The organism is Teredinibacter sp. KSP-S5-2, assembly GCF_032773895.1.
Classification (GTDB): domain Bacteria; phylum Pseudomonadota; class Gammaproteobacteria; order Pseudomonadales; family Cellvibrionaceae.
The window spans coordinates 1,565,581-1,591,983 of sequence record NZ_CP120416.1; the positions used below are offsets into that span (position 1 = coordinate 1,565,581).

Annotated in this window: 23 protein-coding genes; 19 read left to right on the top strand and 4 right to left on the bottom strand. The window is 45.4% G+C overall.

Going from position 1 to position 26,403, the window contains the following annotated elements; genetic code table 11:
• The first annotated feature begins 26 nt into the window (after window positions 1-26).
• Both aroC and P5V12_RS07220 read left to right on the top strand, forming a co-directional pair.
• On the top strand, window positions 27-1,130 hold the full coding sequence (gene aroC / locus P5V12_RS07215) for a chorismate synthase (RefSeq protein ID WP_316956676.1): 1,104 nt from the start codon (window positions 27-29) through the stop codon (window positions 1,128-1,130).
• A gap of 157 nt (window positions 1,131-1,287) precedes the next feature.
• Window positions 1,288-2,238, top strand: coding sequence for a hypothetical protein (locus tag P5V12_RS07220; RefSeq protein ID WP_316956677.1), 951 nt, complete (start codon window positions 1,288-1,290; stop codon window positions 2,236-2,238).
• Window positions 2,239-2,298: 60 nt separating this feature from the next.
• On the opposite strand, the gene P5V12_RS07225 is transcribed toward P5V12_RS07220, so the two are convergent.
• Together P5V12_RS07225 and P5V12_RS07230 are read right to left on the bottom strand one after the other, a co-directional pair.
• On the bottom strand, window positions 2,299-3,069 hold the full coding sequence (locus P5V12_RS07225; RefSeq protein WP_316956678.1) for a TIGR04219 family outer membrane beta-barrel protein: 771 nt from the start codon (window positions 3,067-3,069) through the stop codon (window positions 2,299-2,301).
• 91 nt (window positions 3,070-3,160) lie between these two features.
• Entirely contained in the window at window positions 3,161-4,045 is an 885-nt protein-coding gene (locus tag P5V12_RS07230) for a LysR family transcriptional regulator (protein WP_316956679.1), read from the bottom strand.
• Window positions 4,046-4,201: 156 nt separating this feature from the next.
• Between P5V12_RS07230 and leuC the strand changes: the two genes are divergently transcribed.
• From leuC to P5V12_RS07265, 7 genes are all read left to right on the top strand, one after another.
• Complete coding sequence (gene leuC, locus P5V12_RS07235) at window positions 4,202-5,620, top strand: 3-isopropylmalate dehydratase large subunit (protein ID WP_316956680.1); 1,419 nt, start codon at window positions 4,202-4,204, stop codon at window positions 5,618-5,620.
• Between the two features lie 24 nt (window positions 5,621-5,644).
• Entirely contained in the window at window positions 5,645-6,292 is a 648-nt protein-coding gene (gene leuD / locus P5V12_RS07240; RefSeq protein ID WP_316956681.1) for a 3-isopropylmalate dehydratase small subunit, read from the top strand.
• A 23-nt stretch (window positions 6,293-6,315) separates the two neighbouring features.
• Window positions 6,316-7,398: a 3-isopropylmalate dehydrogenase gene (gene leuB / locus P5V12_RS07245; protein WP_316956682.1), complete on the top strand. Its 1,083-nt coding sequence runs from the start codon at window positions 6,316-6,318 to the stop codon at window positions 7,396-7,398.
• Window positions 7,399-7,449: 51 nt separating this feature from the next.
• Window positions 7,450-8,556, top strand: coding sequence for an aspartate-semialdehyde dehydrogenase (gene asd, locus P5V12_RS07250; RefSeq protein ID WP_316956683.1), 1,107 nt, complete (start codon window positions 7,450-7,452; stop codon window positions 8,554-8,556).
• A 239-nt stretch (window positions 8,557-8,795) separates the two neighbouring features.
• On the top strand, window positions 8,796-9,365 hold the full coding sequence (locus P5V12_RS07255) for an NnrU family protein (protein ID WP_316956684.1): 570 nt from the start codon (window positions 8,796-8,798) through the stop codon (window positions 9,363-9,365).
• A gap of 8 nt (window positions 9,366-9,373) precedes the next feature.
• The gene (locus P5V12_RS07260) at window positions 9,374-9,730 is read left to right on the top strand and encodes a hypothetical protein (protein ID WP_316956685.1); all 357 of its coding nucleotides are present in this window, start codon (window positions 9,374-9,376) and stop codon (window positions 9,728-9,730) included.
• 89 nt (window positions 9,731-9,819) lie between these two features.
• Complete coding sequence (locus P5V12_RS07265; RefSeq protein ID WP_316956686.1) at window positions 9,820-10,137, top strand: hypothetical protein; 318 nt, start codon at window positions 9,820-9,822, stop codon at window positions 10,135-10,137.
• Between the two features lie 11 nt (window positions 10,138-10,148).
• Here the strand turns inward: P5V12_RS07265 and P5V12_RS07270 are convergent, their stop codons facing one another.
• The gene (locus P5V12_RS07270; RefSeq protein ID WP_316956687.1) at window positions 10,149-10,418 is read right to left on the bottom strand and encodes a CBU_0592 family membrane protein; all 270 of its coding nucleotides are present in this window, start codon (window positions 10,416-10,418) and stop codon (window positions 10,149-10,151) included.
• Window positions 10,419-10,588: 170 nt separating this feature from the next.
• The gene (locus P5V12_RS07275; protein WP_316956688.1) at window positions 10,589-11,587 is read right to left on the bottom strand and encodes an alpha/beta hydrolase; all 999 of its coding nucleotides are present in this window, start codon (window positions 11,585-11,587) and stop codon (window positions 10,589-10,591) included.
• A gap of 609 nt (window positions 11,588-12,196) precedes the next feature.
• Here P5V12_RS07275 and P5V12_RS07280 point away from each other — a divergent pair.
• The 10 genes from P5V12_RS07280 to P5V12_RS07325 all read left to right on the top strand — a co-directional run bounded on the left by P5V12_RS07280 (window position 12,197) and on the right by P5V12_RS07325 (window position 26,391).
• Window positions 12,197-14,929 carry a glycosyl hydrolase family 18 protein gene (locus P5V12_RS07280; protein ID WP_316956689.1) on the top strand — a complete coding sequence of 911 codons (2,733 nt, stop codon included), beginning with the start codon at window positions 12,197-12,199 and terminating at the stop codon, window positions 14,927-14,929.
• Between the two features lie 209 nt (window positions 14,930-15,138).
• Window positions 15,139-15,798: a hypothetical protein gene (locus P5V12_RS07285; RefSeq protein ID WP_316956690.1), complete on the top strand. Its 660-nt coding sequence runs from the start codon at window positions 15,139-15,141 to the stop codon at window positions 15,796-15,798.
• Between the two features lie 452 nt (window positions 15,799-16,250).
• Window positions 16,251-19,787 carry a FimV/HubP family polar landmark protein gene (locus P5V12_RS07290; RefSeq protein WP_316956691.1) on the top strand — a complete coding sequence of 1,179 codons (3,537 nt, stop codon included), beginning with the start codon at window positions 16,251-16,253 and terminating at the stop codon, window positions 19,785-19,787.
• A gap of 214 nt (window positions 19,788-20,001) precedes the next feature.
• On the top strand, window positions 20,002-20,865 hold the full coding sequence (gene truA, locus P5V12_RS07295) for a tRNA pseudouridine(38-40) synthase TruA (protein WP_316956692.1): 864 nt from the start codon (window positions 20,002-20,004) through the stop codon (window positions 20,863-20,865).
• A 121-nt stretch (window positions 20,866-20,986) separates the two neighbouring features.
• On the top strand, window positions 20,987-21,616 hold the full coding sequence (locus P5V12_RS07300; protein ID WP_316956693.1) for a phosphoribosylanthranilate isomerase: 630 nt from the start codon (window positions 20,987-20,989) through the stop codon (window positions 21,614-21,616).
• The gene (gene trpB, locus P5V12_RS07305) at window positions 21,616-22,845 is read left to right on the top strand and encodes a tryptophan synthase subunit beta (protein ID WP_316956694.1); all 1,230 of its coding nucleotides are present in this window, start codon (window positions 21,616-21,618) and stop codon (window positions 22,843-22,845) included. The genes P5V12_RS07300 and trpB overlap by 1 nt, the downstream gene beginning before the upstream one ends.
• A gap of 14 nt (window positions 22,846-22,859) precedes the next feature.
• The gene (gene trpA, locus P5V12_RS07310) at window positions 22,860-23,666 is read left to right on the top strand and encodes a tryptophan synthase subunit alpha (protein WP_316956695.1); all 807 of its coding nucleotides are present in this window, start codon (window positions 22,860-22,862) and stop codon (window positions 23,664-23,666) included.
• 20 nt (window positions 23,667-23,686) lie between these two features.
• Window positions 23,687-24,565, top strand: coding sequence for an acetyl-CoA carboxylase, carboxyltransferase subunit beta (gene accD, locus P5V12_RS07315; protein WP_316956696.1), 879 nt, complete (start codon window positions 23,687-23,689; stop codon window positions 24,563-24,565).
• Window positions 24,555-25,880: a bifunctional tetrahydrofolate synthase/dihydrofolate synthase gene (folC, locus tag P5V12_RS07320; protein WP_316956697.1), complete on the top strand. Its 1,326-nt coding sequence runs from the start codon at window positions 24,555-24,557 to the stop codon at window positions 25,878-25,880. The genes accD and folC overlap by 11 nt, the downstream gene beginning before the upstream one ends.
• Entirely contained in the window at window positions 25,873-26,391 is a 519-nt protein-coding gene (locus tag P5V12_RS07325; protein WP_316956698.1) for an SPOR domain-containing protein, read from the top strand. Before folC ends, P5V12_RS07325 begins: the two co-directional genes overlap by 8 nt.
• Window positions 26,392-26,403: the final 12 nt, after the last annotated feature.

Consider the following 26,403-nt stretch of genomic DNA (forward strand, 5'->3'; position numbering starts at 1 on the left):
AAAACAAGTATTAGAAAGAGTATCTTATGTCAGGTAATACCATAGGTAAGCTATTCACTGTCACTTCATTTGGTGAAAGCCACGGGTTGGCGTTGGGTTGTATTGTTGATGGTTGTCCACCGGGAATAGCAATCAGCGAAGAAGAAATACAGCAGGATCTGGACAGAAGAAAGCCCGGTCAATCTCGTTTCACTACACAACGACGGGAAGCGGATCAAGTCAAAATATTGTCCGGCGTATTCGAAGGGAAAACCACGGGTACACCTATAGGGCTGTTGATAGAAAACACCGATCAGCGCTCGAAAGATTATTCCACCATTAAAGATCAATTTCGCCCGGCTCATGCTGATTATACCTATATGCAGAAATATGGTATTCGCGATTACCGGGGCGGTGGCCGTTCTTCCGCGCGGGAAACTGCCATGCGTGTTGCGGCTGGTGCGGTAGCCAAGAAAGTGCTCAAAGAAACTTGGGGAATTGAAGTTCGAGGTTATTTATCTCAGTTAGGCCCGATCAGTATCGACACCGTCGATTGGGATCAAATAGAGCAAAACCCGTTTTTCTGCCCGGATGCAAGTAAAGTGGCAGAAATGGAAGAGTATATGATTGCCTTAAACAAAGAAGGCAACTCGGTTGGTGCAAAAATAACGGTGATTGCGCAAAACATGATTCCGGGGCTGGGCGAACCTATCTTCGATCGGTTAGATGCGGATTTGGCTCATGCACTGATGGGGATTAACGCGGTGAAAGGCGTGGAGATTGGTGCTGGTTTTGATTCTGTGGCTCAGAAAGGGACAGAGCACCGCGACGAAATAACTCCTGAAGGCTTCTTATCGAATCAGGCTGGTGGTGTTCTCGGGGGGATTTCTACGGGACAGGATTTAATTGCTCATATTGCGCTGAAACCGACTTCCAGTTTGCGTATTCCTGGCCGCAGTGTGGATGTTCACGGCAATTCGGTGGAAGTCGTGACCACCGGACGACATGATCCATGCGTGGGTATACGGGCAACGCCGATTGCTGAAGCGATGATGGCGATTACCATATTGGACCATGCTTTACGTAATCGAGGCCAAAACGGCGGTCAGAAAATTGAGGTTCCCATTATACCTGCGACGCCTAAAGAATAGATATTTCGATAATTAAATGTGTAATGGCGAACGTTTTAAGCTAATTTTGTTATATGGTGGTAAGTAAAACAGGCAATAAAAGTTATGGCGCTGGAAGCTCCGCCGCCTTACCTGTATTGAACGATATTCTGACACCTTGAAACAGAAAGGGGGCTCTATGCAAATACGTACATTCTTACACACCTTTCTCCTGGCGGGGTTGACATGCCTAGCCATGCAGGCTGGCGCACAAGGTCAATGCCCCAAAATCTCGTGTGACTGCATGAAATTGCCGGTGGAACCCTGGCAATCTATTTGTGCCAATTATGAGAAGAAAATAAAGCAGGCCTGTGCGAAAAATGGTGGAGAGCCAACTACCTATTGCGCGCTTCACGGACCTGATGCAACACCTTTACCGTTGGCTTTATCTATTCCCAGTGTCGAGGTTATCCCTGTCGAAAATATTGCGGAAACCAATCGTCGCATTGCTTCAATGTATTGGTCTGTGAGGACAGATGTGGATTTGGCTGTGGAGCAAGTGGAAAAAGGGCAGCATGTTCGTGCTCAGCAAATCATTAAAGTGGTTGAAGCCAATATCCAGAATTTATTTGAAAATCAGCACCAGGTCGTTGTTTCCTGGGTTTCCTATGAAGAAGAAAAAAACGCGATTAAAGCATGGCGGGATTATTCCTCTGATACGGAGGAAATGGGAGGCTACATTGAAAAACGTGCTGCCGATCTCTGGAAGCGTTTTGAGCAAGCTGAAGATGAAACGGTAAAAAAAGTTAACCGTGTGCTTTCGCACAAGCTGTTGCGTTTGGCTGGAGAAGTCTACGAACAGGCCGCATATGCATATGATGGTGGTGTGCAGTATGAGGAGTCTGCCAAAGTCTGGAGTAAAGCTGCGAGCCTGACTAAGTTGTTGATAGAGCAGAAGCAGTCGCTAGGAAGCTCCCAGCAGGGAATCGAATATTTTCGTTACCAAGCTGCTGCGCGGTTACATCGAGCCAGTTACGAATGGTTAATGGAAGAGCAGATGCGGGATGCAAAGAACAGCCTTCAAGAGTCTCAACCCTACATGAAAGAGCCAAGGAGTGTAGACCCGCTTTTGGTTGAGGACGAAGAGTAAAGAATTCTAGGTTGAAAGAAATAGAAAAGAGCCACAAGTATGTGGCTCTTTTTTTGAGGATTAAAAATGCATTTGTACTGAAAGGTAAGGTCCACCAACTTCAATATCTGCTTTGGCTTCACTGCTTTCATCAACAACCAGTTTCATTTGACGGTAACCAATATCAAAACCAAAGTCGAGACCAAGGCCATCGGTTAAGTAACCAATTCGTACATCAAGATCAGTAAATTCATTATCGCCAATACTTAAAAAGTTTCCGTGACCACCAGCGTACCAACCTGTAAAAGGTAGATCGAATTGCCCTTTAAGGTAAAGCATGGGAACCACACCGTCGAACTCCACTTCTTCTACATCCTGGTGGGTTGAAACCCGGGCATAACCATCAAGCGCACGTGCGGTTAAACCTAAATCGATGGATATGTAATTATCCAGAATTTCATAGTACAGAGTGGCGTCAGTGTGACTGAAGTCGACTTCAGTATTTACGTAGCCGTCCGCAGGAACAATAAATTCTGATGAGTCTGGGTCCAAGTCAACCACGGTTCCGGCAAGGTTATTTGTTTCGCCTTCTAATTTCAAGGCTGAATGCATCAGTTTGATATTCGGGATAACGGGAACGGGATGTTCAAGTGCTACGTAGAAAAATGTATTTGCTTCAGCATCCACTCCCAAATCATCAGCATCCAGTGGCTGAGCTGATTCAGTTGTCTCACCAATTTCACCGTTCAATTCTGTGCCCCAAACTCCACCGCCAGCGTATATACCGACGATATCGGCAAAAGCGCTTCCTGTCGTCAAAAGTAACGTTGAGCCAATAATGAGTTTCTTCATGTGTTTATTCCCCCAGGGTGCAGTCGGTATTTATTTTAAGCAAAAGCTTATCGTGACTATATATAGCAGATATTAATGTAAATTAATGTATCTAATTTGTCGGATTATTTGAACTCTCGCATAATAATTCAAAAAATGCGCGAGCTGCATTTCCAAGCGAACGTTTTTTATGGGTAATAATACCGAGCTCTCTTGCAATCGAAACTCCCGGTACGTTTAAGCAGATTAACTGCTCATCCACCATTTTTTTTGGTAATAAACTCCAGCCTAATCCTACAGACACCATCATTTTAATTGTTTCCAGATAGTTCGTTGTCATATTGAGCGTTAAAGGCAGGTTGGCGTTATCAAAACATTCTTTTAATAATCGTCCGGTAAATGTTGCCAAGCTCGGCAGTATAGCTGTTTCGTTACTTAGCTCTTTGAGAGTAACGGATTTTTTATTCGCTAAGTGATGCCCTTGGCCCACAACAAAAACCAGTGGATCATGCCACAGTAAATGATCTTGCAAGGGTTCTTCGATAATCGGAGCCAGTGTCACAATCGCCAGTTCACATTCACCCTTGGCGACTTTGAAATGCGCTTGTTCCGAGTCTAAAAAATCAAATTGTAAATTTACTTCCTTATGAGCGGCGGCAAATTTTCTTAATACCGGTGGTAAGTGGTGCAAGCCAATGTGGTGGCTGGTGGCCACGCGTAGTGTTCCAACAATTTCACCGGAAAGTTCAAGGATTGAGCGTTTGGTTGTCTCAATACTTCGCATAATGCTTTGTGCTTCGGGTAACAATACCTGTCCCGCTTCGGTGAGCATGGTTTCGCGTCCCAGTCGATCAAACAGGCTGTGATTAAGTTCGTTTTCCAGGGCTGCGATGCGTTTACTTACCGCAGGCTGGGTAAGAAACAGCTCTTCTGCGGCCTTAGAGAAGGAGCCATGTTTTGCGACTGAGATAAACGCTTTAAGTGAATCTGTGTCCATGAAGAGTAAACGGCTGAGTAGGGGATTTCATTTCATAGTTTATCTATTCCGTTAGGGAATGCAATTTATAAAAATAATGAATTTGAGTTATTTGTTCCTGGCTTTTAGAATACGCACTTCTAAAAAAAACTTAATGGAGAGATCTGGAAGAGGCATATGGCTGGAAAAACTCTGTATGACAAGCTTTGGGATGCACACCTGGTCAGCGAACGAGATGACGGGTCTGCACTTATCTATATTGATCGCCACATTGTGCATGAGGTGACTTCTCCGCAGGCGTTTGAAGGTTTGCGCCTGGCTGGGCGTCAACCCTGGAGAGCGGATAGCGTTTTGGCTACACCTGACCATAATGTTCCCACGACATCGAAAGAGCGTGCTTCTGGCGTAGATGGTATTGCCGATCCGATTTCCAAAATCCAGGTAAAAACTTTGGATGAAAACTGTGATGAACTGGGCATTACGGAGTTCAAAATTAACGACCGACGACAGGGCATTGTCCATGTTGTTGGTCCGGAATCCGGTGCTTGTCTACCGGGAATGACGATTGTTTGTGGTGACTCCCATACCTCAACCAATGGCGCGCTTGGTGCGCTGTCGTTTGGAATTGGTACAAGTGAAGTAGAGCATGTGCTGGCGACACAATGTATTGTTGCCAAGAAAATGAAAAGCATGTTGGTGCGAGTGGACGGTCAGCTAGGTAAAGGTGTCACGCCAAAAGACGTAATACTTGCCATTATCGGCAAGATTGGTACAGCCGGTGGTACTGGTTTCGCCATTGAATTCGGCGGTGACGTTTTCCGCAGTATGTCGATGGAAGGGCGTTTAACGGTATGTAATATGGCCATTGAGGCTGGTGCGCGTGCCGGTATGGTCGCCGTGGATGACATTACCATTAACTATGTTAAAGGCCGTACTTTTGCGCCGAAGGCAGATCAGTGGGCTCAGGCGGAAGCGTCCTGGCGTGAACTGGTCAGCGATACTGATGCGCAATTCGATAAAGTGGTCGAGCTGAAAGCAGAAGAAATCGAACCGCAGGTAACCTGGGGAACTTCCCCTGAGATGGTGCTCCCGGTTACAGCTCAGGTGCCAAATCCCGCTGATGAATCTGACCCGGTTAAAAAGAGTGGTATTGAGCGAGCGCTACAGTACATGGGCTTGAAAGCCAATCAGGATATTAAAAGTATTCCCGTAGACCGAGTGTTTATTGGTTCGTGCACTAACTCGCGTATTGAAGATATTCGTGCAGCAGCAGAAGTTGTAAAAGGCCGTAAAAAGGCCGACTCTGTGAAAGAAGTCATTGTGGTACCGGGGTCCGGTGTTGTAAAAGAAGCGGCGGAAAAAGAAGGTCTGCATCAGGTGTTTATTGATGCGGGGATGGAATGGCGTGAACCGGGTTGTTCTATGTGTTTGGCGATGAATGCAGATAAGTTGGGTCAAGGGGAGCACTGTGCTTCTACCTCGAACCGTAACTTTGAAGGTCGACAAGGCTTTGGTGGGAGAACTCACCTGGTAAGCCCTGCGATGGCAGCTGCAGCAGCAATTGCAGGTCATTTTGTCGATGTGCGAGAGTTTTAATCAGCCAAGTAAAGGTATATAGCAATGAAAAGTTTTACTCAACATACTGGCCTGGCTGCTCCAATGGACCGGGCAAATGTGGATACAGATCTGATTATCCCGAAGCAATTTCTAAAATCGATCAAGCGAACAGGTTTCGGCCCTAACTTATTCGATGAACTGCGTTATCTTGATACGGGCGAGCCGGGAATGGACAATAGCAATCGTCCATTAAATGAAGAGTTCCCGCTTAATTTTTCTCGCTATCAGGGTGCGAGTGTCTTGCTTGCAAGAGAAAATTTTGGTTGTGGTTCAAGCCGGGAGCATGCTCCCTGGGCGCTGGATGAATATGGTTTTCGTGCCATCATTGCTCCCAGTTTTGCCGATATTTTTTATAACAACTGTTTTAAAAATGGCTTGTTACCAATCGTGCTGGCTGATGATATTGTTGAAGGATTGTTCCAGGAAATGTATGCGACCGAAGGGTATTCGCTTACGATCGACCTGGAAGCACAGCAAGTGGTGACACCATCTGGTGCTGCACACAGCTTCGATATCGACGAATTTAGAAAGCATTGTTTATTAAATGGTTTTGATGACATTAGCCTGACGCTACAGGATGCAGATAAAATCAAAATCTATGAAGAGCAACGTAAGCAAACGGCTCCCTGGCTGTTTAACACGATTTCCTAATTGGTGTTATAGAGGAAACTACCTTGACTAAAAAAATTGTTTTATTAGCGGGCGATGGTATTGGCCCGGAAATTATGACCGAAGCGGTAAAGGTACTTAAAGCCGTAAGTGAAAAGCACAAAATCAGCTTTAAGTTTCAGGAAGACTTTATCGGCGGCTGTGCGATTGATGAGTACGGTGTGCCTCTTGCCAATTCAACATTGGAAAAGTGTAAAGCGGCCGATGCAGTTTTAATGGGCGCTGTTGGTGGTCCGAAATGGGATAATCTTGATTCTGCTATTCGTCCGGAAAAAGGGTTGTTGAAAATCCGCTACGAAATGGGTTTGTACGCCAATCTTCGTCCAGCAATTTTGTATCCACAGCTGGCTGAAGCGTCCACGTTGAAGTCTGAGATCGTGGCGGGTTTGGACATACTGATTGTTCGCGAGCTTACCGGCGGTATTTATTTTGGTGAGCCTCGTGGTATTCGTTTGCTCGACAACGGTGAGCGCCAGGGCTATAACACCTATGTGTATTCGGAGTCTGAAATCGAGCGCATAGGCCGTACTGCTTTTGAAATGGCGCGTAAGCGTAGCGGTAAAGTGTGCTCGGTGGATAAAGCCAATGTATTGGAAGCAACCGTCTTATGGCGTGAGATTATCCAGTCTCTTGCGAAAGAATATCCGGATGTTGAGTTGTCCCATATGTATGTGGATAACGCGGCGATGCAGTTGGTAAGGGCGCCCAAGCAGTTTGATGTCATTGTAACGGGTAACATGTTTGGCGATATTCTTTCTGATACGGCTGCCATGCTTACCGGTTCCATTGGGATGCTGCCGTCCGCATCGCTTAACGCAGAAGGTAAAGGGTTGTATGAACCGGTACACGGTTCCGCGCCAGATATTGCAGGGCAAAACATTGCCAACCCTTTGGCAACTATTTTGTCTGCAGCCATGATGTTGAAGTACTCGCTGGATGAGCCAGAAGCGGCTGCCACGATTGAAAACGCAGTTGGTGCTGTCCTAGATCAAGGTCTAAGATCGGCTGATATATATTCTGAAGGCGCAACAAAAGCAACCACCTCAGAAATGGGGGACGCTGTCGTCGCGGCAGTAAACAACGCGTAATTATTTTTAAACACGCAATGAAATATTCATTTATTGGATAGGGTAAAGAAAATGAAAGTAGGTTTTGTAGGTTGGCGAGGTATGGTCGGCTCGGTATTAATGGGTCGCATGCTGGAAGAAAACGATTTTCGTGATATAGAGCCAGTCTTTTTCACGACATCCAATGTCGGTGGCCAGGGGCCAGACATTGGCGTGGACATTCCCCCGCTTAAAGATGCATACGATCTGGAAGAGCTAAAACAGCTGGACGCCATCATTTCATGTCAAGGTGGTGGTTATACCGGTAAAGTGTTCGCAGAATTGCGTAATGCTGGCTGGGATGGTTACTGGATTGATGCGGCATCTTCACTGCGTATGGCTGATGATGCGCTTATTATTCTTGACCCTGTAAACGATTCTGTCATCCGTGATGGTTTAGCCAAAGGTGTGAAAAACTACATTGGCGGTAACTGTACTGTTAGCTTGATGCTAATGGGCTTGGGCGGTTTGTTCCAGCAAGGGTTGGTTGAGTGGGTAACTGCTATGACTTACCAGGCTGCCAGTGGTGCCGGTGCACAAAATATGCGTGAGTTGATCACGCAAATGGGACAAATTCGTGATGCTGTTGCGCCTGAGTTAGCTGATCCTGCTTCAGCTATTCTGGATATCGACCGTAAAGTCGCATCCGCGATGCGCAATGATTTGTTGATTGATAATTTCGGTGCACCATTGGCTGGTAGCTTGTTGCCTTATATCGATTCTCAATTGGAAAGCGGGCAAAGCCGTGAGGAGTGGAAAGGGGAAGTTGAAACAAACAAAATCCTTGGTTCTTCTGCTAACCCGGTTCCTGTAGACGGTATCTGTGTTCGAATCGGTGCAATGCGTTGTCATAGTCAGGCGCTAACCATCAAGCTGAAAAAAGATATCCCGCTTGACGAAGTATCTGACATTATTGCCAAAGCGAATGACTGGGTGAAGGTTGTTCCTAACGATCGTGATGTGACCTTGCAAGAGCTTACGCCAACGAAAGTAACAGGCACGCTATCTATTCCTGTTGGCCGTTTACGTAAGATGTCTATGGGCCCCGAGTACTTGTCTGCGTTTACCGTAGGTGATCAATTGTTGTGGGGTGCCGCTGAGCCACTTCGCAGAATGTTAAGAATCCTAAAAGAATCATAATCAGCAATGGTTGTGTGAATACCCAAAAGGCGAGCTTAGGCTCGCCTTTTTTTGTGCTTAAAAAATATTAAGAGAAAAGTTGAAGCGGGTGGTGGAAACGGATTGTTGTTCTTTGTATTTAGGTTTATAAAATAACGGATCTATGTGAATGAGAAAAATCTTCAGTGTTTTAAATGACAATTAATCTCAAATGAGATGTTATTTCCTTTCGCGTTACCAGATGAAAATGGGGGTGTTCTATGGTGTATTTTATTGTTGGAATGGTTTTGTTTTTTGGGGTTCATCTTGTGCCCAACATGGGGAATGTGAGAAATAATCTAATCAGCAAGTATGGCGAAAATGGCTATGCAGGAGCGTATGCATTAATTGCGTTAATCGGGTTGGTTTTATATAGCATAGGGTATGCAAAAGCCGAATTTGTTTTTATCTATGAGCCATCAGCCCTTATCAAACAGTTTACTATGGTGTTGATGTTTTTCTCGATATTTTTTCTTGTTGCTATGTTTGCTCCAAATAATATTGGGCAAAAGGTCAGGCATCCGATGTTGATTGCAGTAATAATATGGGGTATTGCCCATTGTGTTGCAAATGGTGATTTGTGGTCGCTTGTTTTCTTTTTCGGTTTTGTTGTGTTTTCAATATTCAAAATTGTTTCTTTGAATAAGCGAAATAAACCGCCTGTTAAAAAAAGTATCCCTTGGCGAAATGATTTTATTGTTTTTGTAATCGCTTGCGTGGCGTATGGTGTGGAAGCGTATTTTCATCAGTATATATCGGGTATGCCGGTTTGGTATTTGTTCGGCGCATAATTGGGGTTATGGGTAAGTTAATTCTATTGGCGTTGCTGTGTGCTTTTCCGGTGCTTATGACTAATCCTGTTTTTGGCTACAACCGAGTTTATCGGTCAGTCTTATCGAAATCTCCAATAAGTGAAGATTATGTTCGTGTTGACGGGAGAGGGAATCAGGGAGATATGTATTTGATAGAGTCCGGAACCCTCTATTTGAAGATAGAATTAATTGGCTTGTATCCGTTGTGGCAAGAAGTTAAACAGTTTGAGTGGGATGATGATGAAATTCGCATGCTTCTACACAGGAACCCAGAGTTGAAAGAATTTTTTCCTGATGAAGGAAAGCAATGTGGAGGTGTTGCTTGGTTGTGTCAAAAGGAATAGCTTTTAAGGCCTCTTCGTTACACTAGGTATGGCGGGAAAAAAGCCTTCAGTTGTTAGTTGATGGGTATGGCTGTTAATAAGTGAATGACATGAAAATAAAAGTATTGTCTATAGTTTGTTTTGTTCAGTTGTTGGTTATTGTTTTTGGTTGTATCTATGTTTTTCTTTTACGAAAATCGGTGGATAATTATCAGTTGACGACTCTAAAAGATAAGGTTTTAGTGGATGTACTGCTCATTCAGAGGTATTACCTTGATCCTGAGGAATTTGAAAAAGAATATAAGTGTGAAATTTTTAGGGGGTATGATGAGTATAAGCTTCAACTAAATATTATGAATGTAGATAATGAACATAAGGGTTATATAGAGCATAGCTTTAACAAGTATGGTGTGTCCTGTGATCAATAGTATAGTCTATATTAATCTGTCATTGGGTTGACATCATCATCACGTTTTAAACTCTTGGCTAAGCCAACGAGTGATGCACCTATCCAGAATATTTCAATCACAAAGCTTGCTAAATTAAAGTTGTAGCAGAGGCTGATCATGAGCAGTATTGCCCCGGCTAGGTTCATCAGGTTGTAGCTAAGGTCTTTAGATGCAATTTTTTCGAGCTGTAACAGAAAAAAGGCACCAACCACCAGTGTAGTGCCGGTCATTCCTATAAAATCAAAGAGTAGGTCGAGCAAGTGATAACCTCAGGTAGGGAAAAGTAAACACCTAGTCTAGCAAAAAGTGTGGTTAGTACAAGCACTTAGGTATGCAATTTTTAACTTGTGTTGTTATTGCTTTGGGTTTTATTGGTTGTGCTAATGAATATGAAATGTGGAGCTAATTGCTATTAGCTCCACTGAGGTTTTTATTCGAGGTGTTGGCTGAAAAATGGAATAAGCTCGTTTTCGATAAAGTCATCTCTCAGGTTGTGATTTCCTGTCTCTCTTAGGTCAAACTGATGTTCAATTTTCTTTTTGTTCAGCACTTGATGAAAGTGCTTATTTCCGTTAGCAATCCAGGGATAGTAATCATCGTTATTTACGGATATTTTTATGCCCGATAGTTTGGAACTATTCTCAAGATAATTGTCCATTTTTCTTTCTTGGTTGCCAAATAGGGCATACCAACGGTCAACAACTTGTTTGTTTTTGGTTGGATTGGTATAGGTTTCAAAAGGAATTTCGGCATAAGGTGCTGGCAGGTTTAGGTTCGGTGAAGCTGCTGCGCCGTAGGAATTAAAATGCTCTCGTGTTGTGCCCCAGGATTTGATCATGTTTTCTAAATCACCGGGTTGAAGTACGCCAGCGGCAAATGAGTATATTGCGTTAAATTTGTCGGGGTGTTTAAAACCGATATTGATTGTACCTGTGCCACCCATTGAAAATCCAGCGAGCCCTCTACCTTGTTTACTGTTGATTGTACGATAGCTTTTATCGATGTAAGGGATAAGTTCCTTTACGATGTAATCTTCCCAATTACCCATTGCAGGTGAGTTTGCGTAAAAAGAACCGCCAAGAGAACTGTTGCCGTTTGGTTCAACAAAAATAAATTCTTTTGCTTTATTAGCAATAGCTTGATCAATTCTTTCTTTGTTTTTGGTAACTACGTCGTTACTTCCACCAAAGCCATGTAAAAAATAGATTACAGGGTAACGCTTATTTGTCTTACTGTAATTGGGCGGAAGGTATATGTTGATGGACTGAAGCGGGTTTTCTTGGAGTTTGGCTCGGGATATGGCCGTAGAGTTGGCAATGCTATTAATTACTGTGCCCTGCGCAACTGTATTGTTTGTCTGTTCATTTTGGACGGATTGTTGGCTACACCCAAAGAGCCCTACTAGTAGTAAAAATATGTATCTTTTCATAGTCGTACATCATTTTGTATATTAAATAAATCAGTTGAACAATCACAGTATTCTTCCCTCAGTCGGTGTTAAGTGAATTCTATTGTGTATGCATAGCTGTGCATTGTTGATTGAAATATTCAACAATGGTAAGTGGTAGGTCTTATCATCGATAAAGCTATCTGGATTATATTTTTCTATTCGCTCGTATCATTATTTTGTGTCGATAGGGGGCTTCTTTTAACCAATCTGTTAGCTCGGTAATAGCAATTGTATCTATCAATCAATGGCTGATATTTCTCAAACATTTTTTTCGGGGTATCCGAATTTCTATTATTTTTTTTATTAAGAATTAATCTAGGGATGGCGTGTAAGTCATTCTGGCCGCTCGGCGTCTGTTCCGTCCTTCATCCATACTCTTCTGAAGTTTTCAAACACTGGTACAAAACAATAATGCTGTTTGGAAACGAATACGTCTTCACAGGGAAATGAATACAGGTAAGGGTTGTTTAAAAGGACTTTGCTCACTTTATTAAGACAGCAAAATATTTGAACACCGTTCAGAGAACGTGTTTGTCTCTGGGTATTGTTCATGCTTTTACGTTCTATCCTATTATTGGAGAAACCTAAATGATTTCGGCAGAAAAAATAAAAAAAGTCGGTGGCTTATTATTGCTGGCGGCTGGGGCTTTTTCTCTTGAGTCACAGGCCTACGATTGTAATGGTGTACCGCAATATGTTGACGGCAGTAGCTATAACACCGGAGACATAGTGCAGAATATTAATGAAGCATTTAATTGTACCGTCGGTGGTTGGTGTACGGTGGGTGGCCCCTATGAGCCAGGTGTTGGCTGGGCGTGGCAATATGCCTGGAGTTCTCTAGGAGGTTGCTCATCCACAAGTTCATCGAGCAGCAGTTCGTCCAGTTCAAGCAGTTCCAGTTCCTCAAGTTCGTCCAGCAGTTCTTCTTCATCTTCTTCTAGTAGTAGTTCGAGCTCATCGAGTTCTTCCAGTAGTTCGTCTTCTTCCTCGAGTAGCAGCTCTTCTTCATCCTCAAGCAGTAGCTCTTCCAGTTCCTCAAGTTCATCCGGTGGTGTGGATCATGCGGCGTGTCGTCCTGATGGCTTATACACTGCACCCGGTGTTCAGTCTGCATATTGTGATGTTTACGATACGGATGGTCGGGAGAAGATGGCAATCAATCGTCGTATCATTGGCTACTTCCCCGCATGGCGACATGGTAAAGACGGACGACCCCAATACATCGTTAAAGATATTCCCTGGGATAAGATTACACATATTAATTATGCGTTCGCTCATGTTGAAAACAGTCAGGTCTCCATTGGTGACCCGAATAACCCGGAAAACCCCGCGACTGGCATGACTTGGCCTGGTGTGGCTGGGGCGGAAATGGATCCAGAATACTCGTTTAACGGTCACTTCAACTTATTTAACAAATACAAAAAAATGTACCCACAGGTTAAAACCATGGTCTCCGTGGGAGGTTGGGCTGAAACCGGTGGACATTTCGATTCAACAGGCACTCGTGTAAGTGATGGTGGTTTTTATACGCTGACAGATAGCGAAGCCAACATGGATACCTTTGCCCAATCTGCGGTGAACTTCCTGCGTACTTACGGTTTTGATGGTATCGATATCGATTACGAATATGCCACTTCAATGCCATACGCGGGTAACCCTTTGGACTTCCCATTCTCAGAGGCTCGACGTTCCAGTTTGATGGCCAGTTATGTGGTGCTTATGCGGAAATTGCGAAATGCACTGGATGCAGCCGGTGAACAGGATGGTAAGCACTATCTGTTAACTGTTGCCGCACCTTCGTCGGGGTATATGTTACGAGGTATGGACATGTATCAGGTTACCGAATATCTGGATTACCTGAATATTATGTCTTACGACTTGCACGGTGCCTGGAACGAGTATGTCGGCCCGAATGCGGCCTTGTACGATGATGGGCAAGATCCTGAGTTGGTGTTCTGGAATTTCTATGGTGTATATGGCATTGGTTATTTGAATACCGACTGGGCCTACCATTATTTCCGTGGCTCAATGCCTGCGGGCCGACTCAATATCGGCGTTCCATACTACACCCGCGGTTGGCGCGATGTTCAGGGCGGAACCAACGGCTTATGGGGTAAAGCGCCTTTACCTGATCAAACACAGTGTCCTGAAGGAACAGGTGGAACAGTGGGGTCGACCGTACCCTGTGGTAATGGTGCAATCGGTATCGACAATATCTGGCATGACCTTGATCCTATAACCGGTTTGGAAGTGCCTGCTGGAGCCAACCCAATGTGGCATGCGAAAAACCTGGAGCGTGGTTTAGCGGGTAGTTACATCGGCGCCTTTGGTCTTGATCCTGCCAATGATCCAGATGACCAGCTTACCGGAACCTACACCCGTTATTACAACGCTACTATGGTTACGCCTTGGCTGTGGAATGCGGAAAAACGCGTTTTCCTTTCGACGGAGGATGAGCAGTCACTGAATACCAAGTCGGATTATGTGATCGATAAGGGAATTGGCGGCATCATGTTCTGGGAGTTGTCCGGTGACTATGATTGTCCGGCCAGCGGTGAATGTGGAATGGGGGATACCCTGACCACAACCATCTACAACAAGTTTGCTAATGCTTCACCTTACAATGCAACCAAAGCCGAACGGGCTATGCCAACTCAGGTATTGCCGATGTCCTATAGCTTGGGCGGGTATCCTGTTGGTGATTCCAACTTCCCGATTACTGGCAAGTTGACTCTGACTAATGACTCGTCAATGACGATTCCTGGTGGGGCGGTGTTTGAGTTCAACTATGGTACGTCTGATGTGGGCACGGTATCGAACCAGTCCGGGTTTACTTTGACTCTGGTCCAGGATGGTCATTCCGGCAATAACACTGGCGCGCCAGGGTTAGATAGCAACTACCATTTGGCTCGCTTAACAATGCCTTCTTGGCAATCTTTAGCGCCAGGTGCGAGTGTGACCATTACGTTCGCGCAACAGCTGCCGACATCCATGTACTCTAACTGGACTGTATCTTTTGGTGGGCAAACCTACGCCGTTTCGTTTGATTACCCTCGCGGTACGTTAGTTAGTTCGTCCAGTTCAAGCTCATCCAGTAGCACAAGTTCATCTTCCACCAGTAGCTCCAGCTCATCCAGCGGCGGTTCATGTACATCGCCTGCTTATGTTGATGGTTCGCCATACAGCACTGGGGATGTAGTACAGAATGTCGGTAATGAATACCGTTGTACTGTTGGCGGATGGTGTTCGGTTGGCGGCCCCTATGAGCCTGGCGTTGGTTGGGCCTGGACAAGCGCCTGGACACAGCTCGGAGGCTGTTAGAAGGACTGGATGTTCTTTGTGATTGAGTTAACGGATTAATTATACATATGTCTTAAGCCACCTTTTTAGGTGGCTTTTTTTTGTGTTCGACGATAGCTTTGTGCCTCTGTTTGCTGTCGATATCTGTTTCTATTTTTAACTATCGTGGCCGCATAAGCTGAAGATGTGAGAGCTTTTGTCGCCGGATGCATCTTAAGGGTTTTTGCAATATGTTCCTCCGATTAGCTTTTATCGTTTCGGCTTTCTCTCTTTTTCTGTCGGGCTGTGCGCCGTCCCCAGTCCAAATAAGTCACGATACGGTGCTGGATTCGATCGATTTTAAGCCAGTGGATGTCGTGGTTCTCACTGATCCGGAAATCAATATCACGACACCCATGAAAGCATTGATGGAGAGTGGAACACTCGGCATTCACACCATTTTTTATGCGGATAAGTTGGGGTCCGCCGCTGACGGGTTAAAGCTCGAAAACCCTTCGGAGTTAGTCGCTAGAAAGCTCAGAACAGAGCTTATCGATTTGTCCGGAATGAATATTCTACCTATGCCTGACAGTCTGGAGTTTTACGATGAAGTACCGGCCAGTCAAAACTATACATTGGCTGTTGGTATGGTCTCCAATCAATTGGCGTACCGTCCAATGGCCTGGACGACATACCAATATTCCACCGCTTTTCGTGGAGAGCTAATTGCTCCGAATGGTGAGGTTCTATGGCGACAAACCTGCGGAGTGGCCTCTCTGGGAGCGGATAAAAACCTGCAAATCAAGTTTACTAAGGTTAAGGATAAAGATACCCAGCGTATGAATGAAATTTATACGCACGTTGCTGGTATTTGCGCGGAAGATCTTGCAAACAAGTTTGGTCAGCAATAGTCCAGGTAATCGGAGAGGGAGCAAGCGTGGTCTATAAAGTGGTACACGGCCAACTATGAAGGCGGGATGCCTCGTTCCGTGGCTTTTTTGTAGGTGCTGAAATCGTGCGGCAGGGTTCTCTGTCGCTTCGTTACCTATACTCGTTGGTGTGGGGCAGTGCTTCGGTTGAAGCTCTAAGTGGTGAAGCGGGTGCCTAGGTTGTCCTTCTGTTCCCGATCTTTGCCGTCGATATTATGCATTCATTTGCTATGCCTGCAGGTGTAATTCCCAATGCGACAGGGGGATTTCGTCTAATTTAGATAAAAAAGTCGCATTTCTACTTGATTTTTTCCTTAAATGAATTGGGCATAAGTTGAAAAAAACCTATTTATAATGAATACTTACGACCAATACTGAAAGATTATTCGAGGTTTTTGCCGGCGAATATCGCTAACAAATAACCTGATTACAACTTGAGCAAATTACAACAAGAACTGAAATGGGCTCAGGTTGGGGATCAAATAAAGGATCTTCCTATTATGGGCCGTCGATTACTGATTGTTGTTATTGCTTTGTCGACCACTCTGGTGTCGCAGTTCTCTGTTGCTTTAGGGCTTGGCAAAATTAACTTACAGTCGAATTTAAATGAGCCGTTACAGGCTGAAATTGAACTGTTACAGGCAAAAGATCTCTCTGAGTCGGAGATTCTTGTCGGTTTGGCGACCAACGAAGACTTCCAGCGAGTAGGCGTTGATAAGCCATTCTTCTTGAGCGATCTCCGCTTTAAGGTGGTTCTTGACGGCAACGGTGGGGGAAGTATCCAGGTTTCTTCTAGAAAAACTGTTCGTGAACCTTTCCTCAACTTCATCGTTCAGGTGCAATGGCCAAGTGGTCGATTGTTGAGAGAATATACCTTATTAATGGATCTGCCTGTTTATGCGGGTGATACAGCTCAGCCTATTACTCCTGCCCCTGTTCAGCAGCAACCTGCCAGTACTGTACAGCCAGCACCTAAAGCGACAGTAGATAACTCCGGTTCTCGTTACAACCCTCGTTCAGCATACACTCCACCCGGTGGTCAATCTGCTCGGCCTTCCGGCGTATCCTCAAGCCAACCCCTACAGCCTCGTGCCACTGCAGGTGATGAGGTGTTCGTTAATGCAAACGATACATTATGGGAAATTGCATCTAGTGTCCGGCCTAATCGATCTGTAACGGTACAGCAGACAATGCTGGCTATTCAGCGGAAAAACCCTCAGGCGTTCATTAATAACAATATCAACCTGCTAAAAGAAGGGCAGGTTTTACGCATTCCTGATATCAGCGAAATAACAGACACCGGCAGGCAGCAAGCTGTTGAGCTGGTGGCTGTACAGAATAACGCCTGGATGGGCGGTGCGAGTTTACCGGCAGATTCAGGACCTCAGTTGGAAGGTAGCAAGTCTTACTCGACCTATGAGTCTGAGTCGTCAGGAGCAGAAGGGCGGGTGAGTTTGTCATCTCCTGAAGATGTGTCAGGTAGTTCCCAAGGGCGAGGTACTGGTGTTGGTGGTAGTACTGAAGCTTTACAAAATGAACTGGCGATAACGCTTGAGCAGTTAGATAAAACCAATCGTGAAAACTCTGATTTGCAATCCAAGGTTGCATCTCTTGAAGAGCAAATTCAAACCCTTGAGCGCATGATCGCATTAAATAATGAAGATATGCGGGCGCTTGAGTTGGCGGCGAAACAACGCGAAGAGCAAGAAGCGTTAGCTGAAGTTGAAAAGCAAGCAACATTAGAAACTGACGATGCTGCGGAAAGTGAAATGGCTGGTCGAACCAAAGACCCGTTATCAATGGGATTGGATGAAGCTGACTTGGCGACAGAAACTGCGCCAGAAGTTGATGACCTCTATAGCAATACATCTGATGAGGATGTATCTGAGTCTGTTGTGGAAGAGCCTGCAACGGATACAACTGTTGCCGAGACTGCTCCAGTAGAAGAGAAGCCTGAAGCTGCACCAGATCGAAATAAAGTTGTGATTTCTGCGCCTAAGAAGGAATCAGGAATCCTTGATTTGATTCTCGACAATATCCTTTATATCGGATTGTTGGTTGTCGCTATTCTGGGGGCTGCTTTCTATTTCCTTAAACAGCGTTCTTCTGAAGAAGATGATTTTGAAGAAGACTTCCTTGAGCAGACTCCACTGTTTGAAGAGCAGGAAGTTGAAACCGCTCCAGAAGAAGACTTTGAACCTGTAGAAGAAGCGGCTGCCGCTGAGGAAGAGTCCGTAGAGCGTGAAGATGACACAGCAGCTGAACCGGAAACGGGGGATGTGGTTGCGGAAGCGGATATCTATATTGCTTACGGTAAATATGACCAAGCTGAAGATATGCTGCTTAAAGGTTTGGAGCGTGAACCGGAAAACACCGATATACGATTAAAGCTACTTGAGGTTTACGCAAACCAACAGGATGCAGAAAGCTTCGATCCACAGTTTGCCAAGCTCTACGCAATTGGTAACCAGGGCGCCATCAGTCGCGCACACCAACTGCGTGAAACCATTTCCGGTGCGGGCGAGTTTGATGAGAGCTTATTCGATGTGTCTGATGCAAAATCAGATGATGAGTTAGATGTCTCTGACAGTGGTGAAGATGAAATAGATTTTGAGGCCGAGCTGGAGTCTTTATCCCTAGACTCTGACGAGGATGATGAAATATCCCTGGAATTGGATTTAGGGAGTAGTCAGCCAGCCGAAGAGGATGACTTAAGTTTTGATCTGGAAACTTCTCTGGAGTCGACCGATGAAAGCGATGTCGATTTAGGCGATGACCTGGATTTAAATTTCGACACGGAAACCAATCTCGAAGATGAACTTGGTGAGCTAGATCTTGATTTTGACTCTGTTGAAAAACCAGAGTCCAAAGATGATGAAGACGATTTCTCGATTGATTTTGAAAGCCCTGAAATGCCTTCATCAGAAGAAGCTGAAGACGAGCTTTCTATCGACTTCGACCTCGAAGAGGGGTTGGATGAACTAGGTGAGACAGACCTGTCCGCCTTGGATAGCGAGCTGGAGCTGGAGTTACCTGAAGAGAGTCAGAACGACGAGGCAGAAGAAGAGTTTGATCTTGGTGATCTGGATTTGGGTGATGACCTTTCTCTTGAGGACGAATCCAGTGATGAAGAAGCCGAGGATGACCTTTCTGATTTGAGTATTGACTTTGATATTGAGGAACCAGAAGCTGAAGTCGCTGAACCTGAGTCTCTGGAATCTGATTTGGCTGCGTTAGATGTTGCTTTGGATGGTTCTTTTGATCTTGAAGAAACAGCTGAAGATATTGCTGAATCTGAAGATGAGATTTCTCTTGATTTGGAAGATGAACTTGAACTTGAATCAACTGAATCTGAACCAGAGCCTATTAGTTCATGGTCTGAAAAAGAAACGTTAATTTCCCCAGCTATAAATTTAGAAGTTGAGAGCAGCAAAGAAGACGATTTGGATATTGCCGCAGATGATATGGATTTGTCCGCACTTGACGAAGAGTTGGATGCGCTTACCAGCGACATCGATAGCGATCTGGCTGATCTTGATGATGAATTGTCTTTTGACGTTGAGCCTGCCCCAGAAGCTCCTCCTACAGCAACGGTAATGGAAGAGCCTGAGGTGGATTTCGATTTGGAAGACGATTTGGATGAGCCTCGTGAGACTGAGTCCGTTGAGTTTGATGAGTCTGATTTGGAAATGGGTGAAGACACCATGTTCCAAGAGGCAATTGCTGAAGTACCTGATTCAGATCTTGATTTTGAGATACCTGAAGTTGATCCGGAAGCGGCGGGTGATGATGAAGACCTGGGCTTCTTGAGTGACAGTGATGAAGTGGCAACAAAGTTGGATTTGGCCCGCGCTTATATTGATATGGACGATACCGAAGGCGCTCGTGACATCATTGAAGAGATCATGAAAGAAGGTAATGATCAGCAGAAGCAAGAAGCGAAAAACCTGATTGCCAGACTAGAGGGTTAAAGATCCCCCCATATCTACAAAGCCTTGTTTGCCATCGGTAAACAAGGCTTTTTTTATGGCCAGCTTAGAATCATTTCATATTGTGCTGTTTACGCCCTTTCAACGCGGTATCATTTACCCGGATTAATTGTGTATATAAATTACTTGGTAGGAAGTGATTCAACTCTTTTATATTGGGAGCTTCTTTTCTGCCGAACCCTGTGAATAATTGATTATGTCTAATGTTAATGTCACGGAATACTCCCGTAACTGCGAAATAAAACCGGGAATGGTCTTTCCGGATAATATGTATCGTGTGGCATTAGGTGTTGAATACGACGGCTCTCAACTAAAAGGGTTTCAAAAGCAAACCTCTGCATCGAATACCGTTCAAGAGGCTTTGGAAAAAGCATTGTCCTTTGTGGCAAATGAAGAGATAACTCTGGTTTGTGCTGGTCGGACCGATGCGGGAGTACACGGAACCGGTCAGGTTGTGCACTTTGATACGCAGGCTAGACGGCCTGATAAAGCATGGGTTCATGGGGTTAATACACGTCTACCGGATTCTGTGCGTGTGCAATGGGGGCGTGTAGTTCCAGAACAGTTCCACGCACGTTTTAGCGCCTCGTCCCGACGTTACCGTTATATCTTGTACTCGAACCCCACTCGGCCTGCGGTACTAAATAAGCAGGTGACTCATATTACCGACGTGTTGGATGTGGAGAAAATGAACCAGGCGGCAGGCTATTTGGTGGGGGAGCAGGATTTTAGCTCGTTCAGGGCGGCACAATGCCAAGCGGCCCATGCGGTTCGTTGTATACACTTTGCTCGGGTTTCCCGTCATGGTGCATTTGTTGTACTGGATATTCAGGCGAATGCTTTTCTTTACCATATGGTGCGTAATATTGTAGGGGCGCTGTTGGCAGTGGGAAAAGGCAAGTATGAGCCGCAGTGGGTACAAGAGCTATTGTTGGAAAAGAACCGGATGCTGGCGCCTGCAACCGCTCCCGCTTATGGCTTGTATTTGGTTTCGGTAGCTTACCCCGAGCATTTTGACCTGCCAGAGGTCGTGCCAGGCCCGTTTTTCCTGGCGTTGTAGTTCAAAATCTTATCAAACTATTTTTACCACCGAGGCCACTTCCGACAAAAAAATCTGCTACCATTTCGCCCTTGCTAAAAAGCTGTGCTCAACAACAATATATTCCGGTTATTTATTGCACATGAGTGTTCGAACCCGAGTCAAAATATGCGGGATTACCCGACCCTCCGATGCTGTTGCGGCTTCAAATGCCGGAGCAGATGCAATCGGTTTGGTCTTTTTTTCAAAGAGTTCGCGGTATCTCCCGGATTTGTCCCTGGCACGTGATATAGCCCTTGCTGCAGGTCCTTTAATAACTGTTGTTGGTCTATTCGTTGATCCTGAGCCGTATTACGTTGAGGAAGTGTTGAGCAAGGTGCCTTTGAATCTTATCCAGTTTCATGGGGCTGAAACCGATAGTTTTTGCCATCAGTTTCATCGACCTTTTATCAAAGCAATACAGATGAAGCCCGGTATTGACGTAGTTGCTGAAGTAGCCGAATACCCTTCAGCATCGGGCGTATTGCTCGATGCTTACAAAGAGGGAGTGCCGGGGGGAACAGGAAGCCGTTTCGATTGGAGCGTCATTCCCCATGAGCTGAGAAAGTCTATTGTTTTGGCCGGTGGTTTAAACCCGGAAAATGTAGGTGATGCTGTTCGCACTATTGCACCTTATGGTGTTGATGTTAGTGGGGGAGTGGAAGACTCTCCCGGTATCAAAAATGACAATAAAATAAAGGCGTTTGTTACTAACGCAAATACCTGCGATTAATGACCGAGGAGTCAACAGTGAGCGCAAAAATTGATTATTCTGCTATGCCGGACGAGAAAGGTCGTTTTGGTGAGTTTGGTGGCAGATATGTATCAGAGACGTTGATGCATGCTCTCGATGAGTTAAAAGACATCTACGAACGAGTAAAAAACGACCCGGAATTTTTGGCTGAGTTTGATAAAGACCTGGCCCACTACGTTGGTCGACCTTCTCCTTTGTATCACGCTGAGCGGTGGTCAAAACGTCGTGGAGGAGCGCAAATATATTTAAAGCGGGAAGACTTGAACCACACCGGTGCTCACAAGGTAAACAATACAATCGGCCAGGCTTTGTTGGCCAAACATACCGGAAAAACTCGTGTAATTGCTGAAACCGGCGCAGGACAACATGGGGTAGCTTCGGCTACTGTTGCAGCTCGATTGGGGCTGGAATGCGTTGTCTATATGGGTGCGGAGGACGTTCAACGTCAGGCGCTTAATGTGTACCGTATGAAGCTTCTTGGCGCGACTGTGGTGCCTGTGGAATCGGGTTCTCGTACATTAAAAGATGCAATGAACGAAGCCATGCGCGACTGGGTAACGAACGTTGATAACACCTTTTATATTATCGGTACGGTTGCCGGTCCTCATCCTTATCCGCAGTTGGTGCGCGACTTTCAATGTGTTATTGGCCGTGAAGCTCGTGTGCAATGCCAGGAGATGACCGGAAAGCTCCCGGACGCCCTTGTTGCCTGTGTTGGTGGTGGGTCAAACGCAATCGGTTTATTTCATCCGTTTTTGCAAGACGATACTGTTAAAATGTACGGCGTTGAGGCCGGTGGGCTGGGGTTGGAAACCGGTAAGCATGCTGCGCCACTGAATGATGGTATCCCTGGGGTTCTGCATGGGAACCGCACTTATCTGATGGAAGATGAAAACGGTCAGATTATCGAAACGCACTCAGTGTCTGCCGGTTTGGATTACCCTGGTGTCGGACCAGAGCACGCGTGGTTAAGAGATATTGGTCGTGTAAAATATGTGACTATTAATGATGATGAGGCAATGGCAGCATTCCGAATGCTGACCAAAGAAGAAGGCATTATGCCAGCATTGGAATCAAGTCACGCCATTGCATATGCCGACAAGCTGGCAGCAGAAATGCGTCCAGATGAAGTCATTGTGGTAAACCTATCGGGCCGTGGGGATAAAGATATATTGACCGTCGCGGAAATTGATGGCATCAAAGTATAAATAAGGCAAATAGAGTGAACCGAATAACACAGACTTTGGAAACGCTGAAACAAGAAAACAAAAAAGCGTTGGTTTCCTATATCGTCAATGGTGACCCAACACCTGAAATTACCATTCCCGCCATGCATTCGCTGGTAGAAAGCGGTGCAGATATCATCGAACTTGGTGTTCCTTTTTCAGACCCCATGGCGGAAGGACCAGTGATTCAACGAGGCCACGAACGGGCTTTGACTCATGGCACCTCTCTTCTGGGAACATTGGACATTGTTCGAACGTTTAGAGAAACAAACAAGTTCACGCCTGTTGTGCTGATGGGCTATGCCAATCCTGTCATACGTATGGGGTTTGCCGAGTTTGCAAAAAATGCAGCTGAAGCCGGTGTTGATGGTCTGTTAACGGTTGATCTGCCGCCGGAAGAAGCGGGTAAGCTTGACGAAGAACTGCAGGCTGTCGATATCAAAAATATATTTTTGGTCGCGCCGACAACGACGGAAGAGCGCATCAAGGAAATCACTGCAGCAGCCAGTGGTTTTGTTTATTACGTATCGTTGAAAGGGGTAACAGGGGCAGGGCACCTGGATGTTTCCTCCATTAAGTCCCAGGTAGATACCATTCGTAAGTATACGTCTCTGCCTATTCTGGTTGGTTTTGGTATTAAAGATGCCACATCCGCCAAAGCGGTCAGCGAGTTGGCCGATGGTGTTGTTGTCGGTAGTATTTTGGTGAAGGAGATGGGTGAAAGTTACTCCGGAAGCCAGAAGAAGGTATTGGAATCTTTGAAAAACATCGTACACCCGATCCGTGCCGGATTGGATAATTGACGCAGATAAACGGGTAAATCATGAGTTGGTTAGAAAAAATTGTTCCTAGTGCAATTCGTTCCGAAGGCAAAAAAAGCGCAAGTAAAGTACCAGAAGGTCTGTGGAAAAAATGTACTAAATGCAGCGCTGTCCTTTATCGTCCTGAGCTGGAAAAACACCTCGATGTGTGCCCCAAATGTGATCACCATATGCGCATTGGTGCTCGCCGTCGTTTAGACATCTTTTTGGATGTTGATGGTCGAGAGGAGTTGGCAACAGATGTTTTGCCAGTTGATCGCTTGAAATTTAAAGACTTGAAAAAGTACAAGGACAGACTTTCTACAGCGCAAAAGAATACCGGTGAGAAGGATGCCTTGGTGGCAATGAAGGGATCATTGAAGGGTATGCCGATTGTTGCCAGCGCTTTTGAATTTGCTTTCCATGGTGGTTCCATGGGCTATGTGGTTGGGGAGCGTTTTACTCGCGCAGCCAACGTCGCATTGGAAAACCGTATTCCATACGTATGTTTTGCTGCTACCGGTGGTGCACGTATGCAGGAAGCGCTTATTTCGCTTATGCAAATGGCGAAAACCAGTGCGGTGTTAGAGCGTATGAAGCAAGAGGGCATTCCCTTTATTTCGATGATGACTGACCCGGTATACGGAGGGGTTTCGGCAAGCTTGGCGTTGCTTGGTGATATTAACGCCGCTGAACCTGGCGCTCGTGCTGGTTTCGCTGGGCCGAATATCATTGAACAAACCATTCGTCAGAAGCTGCCCAAAGGTTTTCAGCGGAGCGAGTTCCTGCTGGATCATGGTGCCATTGATATGATTATTCATCGTAAAGATATGCGCGATACGCTTGCTTCATTATTGGCAAAACTTACCCACCAACCTGAAAACGAATTCTTTGAAGTTTAAAGGCCGTTTTACCAATCTAGGTGACTGGTTATCTTGGATGGAGCAACTCCATCCAAGTGAAATTGATCTTGGTTTAGACCGCATAAAAGCCGTTGCTGATCGTTTAGGGCTTGTCACTACTCCTACTGCTCAAGTCATTACCGTTGCTGGCACCAATGGTAAGGGTTCCTGCGTGTCGACAATGCAAACTCTTCTACGTGCGAGTGGACAGCGTGTTGGCAGTTATACCTCGCCGCATTTACTGTGTTACAACGAAAGAGTACAAATAGACGGACAAGCGGTTACGGACGAAGCGCTTTGCGATGCCTTTAGCCTTATTGATTCGGCCCGTCAGGATGTATCACTCACTTATTTTGAATTTGGTACCCTGGCGGCCTTTTACCTGTTTCAAGAGGCTAAGCTTGACTACTGGCTGCTGGAAGTGGGGTTGGGTGGTCGTCTCGATGCAGTAAATTTAATCGATCCAGACATAGCTATTATCACGCCTGTGGCCATTGATCATGAAGCTTGGTTAGGTTCCGACAGAGAGAAAATAGGGGCCGAGAAGGCAGGGATTCTTCGCCCAGGTTGTATAGCGTTATGTGCAGATCCGGAGCCGCCAGCTAGTGTCGTGGAAGCAATAGCTAGTCAAGCCAAGTCGAGCTACTTCTGGGGGAGAGACAAAGCCTTTTATGCCTATGACTCTGAGGGCGGAACGGTATTAGGTTTCACTGGTGAGGGGATGCAAAAACAGGAGCTGATTCTAAAAGATAAAATCGATCTACCGCTTCCTAGTGTTGCAGCTGCAGTGCAAGCCGTTGCTCTGTGCAATTTATTTGATCCACAAAAAATGGCAGCTGACCTTGAAGCATTAAGTTTACCGGGGCGTTTTCAAACGCACAGAGTAGAACATGAGCAGGGCGTCTTGGCGTGTATCACGGATGTTGCGCATAATCCTCATGCAGCCAACTTACTGGCGGATAGACTGTCTAAACTGGAAGGAAAAAAATATGGGTTGATGTGCGTAATGAAAGACAAGGACATTACACACATGATACGCCCGTTAAAAGCAGAAATTGATCAATGGTATCTGTGTAATCTACCGGAAATTCCTCGTTCTGCCAGTGCTGATGAAATCAAAAATGCACTAGTTGCTTTAGGTGTTGAGGAAAATAAGATACATGTATTTGCTACTGTGGATGCTGGTATGGATAAGGCTTCTACTATGGCGTTGGCTGATGATGCCAGTTTGGTTGTGTTTGGTTCATTCTATACCGTTGCAGAGAGTATGAACTGGATTAACAAACGTAGTAACAGTGAGGTGAAAAATGGATGACGGTCTAAAACAAAGAATCATCGGTGCATTTGTGTTGCTTGCAATCGCTGTTATTTTTGTACCGGTATTGTTTGATAAAGAGCGTATCGAACCGTTGGATAGAACTACCCAGCTTCCTCCTGCACCTCATATTGAACCCATTATTATTCAGGAACCGGAACCCACTAAGGCTCCAGAAGAAGCCAAACCGGCAGAAAAAATGTTTCTACCAGACGATTCCGAGCCGGTTGATGATCGAAATGATATTCCACGATTGAATGAAAAAGGCGTACCTAACGCTTGGGTATTACAGGTTGCCAGCTTTCGTTTTGAAGGGCATGCCAAGCAATTTAAAGAAAAACTGAATGCCGATGGCTATAAAGCCTACACTCAGGTTGTGCAAACAAAGCACGGGAAAATGGTTCGAGTATTTGTTGGCCCGAAAATGAATAAATCGAGCCTGCTGAAAGATAAAGAAGCCATCGAAAAGAAACATAAAACCTCATCGATGATCTTAAAATACGAGCCTTAGTTTCTCTGCTGA

What these genes read in the sequence shown, in the direction of transcription:
- P5V12_RS07255 (WP_316956684.1), top strand. Translation starts at nt 8,796, where the DNA reads ATGGTGTATTTTATTGTTGGAATGGTTTTGTTTTTTGGGGTTCATCTT.
- P5V12_RS07280 (WP_316956689.1), top strand. Translation starts at nt 12,197, where the DNA reads ATGATTTCGGCAGAAAAAATAAAAAAAGTCGGTGGCTTATTATTGCTG.
- P5V12_RS07325 (WP_316956698.1), top strand. Translation starts at nt 25,873, where the DNA reads ATGGATGACGGTCTAAAACAAAGAATCATCGGTGCATTTGTGTTGCTT.
- truA (WP_316956692.1), top strand. Translation starts at nt 20,002, where the DNA reads ATGTCTAATGTTAATGTCACGGAATACTCCCGTAACTGCGAAATAAAA.
- P5V12_RS07230 (WP_316956679.1), bottom strand. Translation starts at nt 4,045, where the DNA reads ATGGACACAGATTCACTTAAAGCGTTTATCTCAGTCGCAAAACATGGC.
- P5V12_RS07225 (WP_316956678.1), bottom strand. Translation starts at nt 3,069, where the DNA reads ATGAAGAAACTCATTATTGGCTCAACGTTACTTTTGACGACAGGAAGC.
- P5V12_RS07285 (WP_316956690.1), top strand. Translation starts at nt 15,139, where the DNA reads ATGTTCCTCCGATTAGCTTTTATCGTTTCGGCTTTCTCTCTTTTTCTG.
- P5V12_RS07260 (WP_316956685.1), top strand. Translation starts at nt 9,374, where the DNA reads ATGGGTAAGTTAATTCTATTGGCGTTGCTGTGTGCTTTTCCGGTGCTT.
- asd (WP_316956683.1), top strand. Translation starts at nt 7,450, where the DNA reads ATGAAAGTAGGTTTTGTAGGTTGGCGAGGTATGGTCGGCTCGGTATTA.
- trpB (WP_316956694.1), top strand. Translation starts at nt 21,616, where the DNA reads ATGACCGAGGAGTCAACAGTGAGCGCAAAAATTGATTATTCTGCTATG.
- P5V12_RS07275 (WP_316956688.1), bottom strand. Translation starts at nt 11,587, where the DNA reads ATGAAAAGATACATATTTTTACTACTAGTAGGGCTCTTTGGGTGTAGC.
- P5V12_RS07265 (WP_316956686.1), top strand. Translation starts at nt 9,820, where the DNA reads ATGAAAATAAAAGTATTGTCTATAGTTTGTTTTGTTCAGTTGTTGGTT.
- P5V12_RS07220 (WP_316956677.1), top strand. Translation starts at nt 1,288, where the DNA reads ATGCAAATACGTACATTCTTACACACCTTTCTCCTGGCGGGGTTGACA.
- aroC (WP_316956676.1), top strand. Translation starts at nt 27, where the DNA reads ATGTCAGGTAATACCATAGGTAAGCTATTCACTGTCACTTCATTTGGT.
- leuC (WP_316956680.1), top strand. Translation starts at nt 4,202, where the DNA reads ATGGCTGGAAAAACTCTGTATGACAAGCTTTGGGATGCACACCTGGTC.
- accD (WP_316956696.1), top strand. Translation starts at nt 23,687, where the DNA reads ATGAGTTGGTTAGAAAAAATTGTTCCTAGTGCAATTCGTTCCGAAGGC.
- leuD (WP_316956681.1), top strand. Translation starts at nt 5,645, where the DNA reads ATGAAAAGTTTTACTCAACATACTGGCCTGGCTGCTCCAATGGACCGG.
- P5V12_RS07300 (WP_316956693.1), top strand. Translation starts at nt 20,987, where the DNA reads ATGAGTGTTCGAACCCGAGTCAAAATATGCGGGATTACCCGACCCTCC.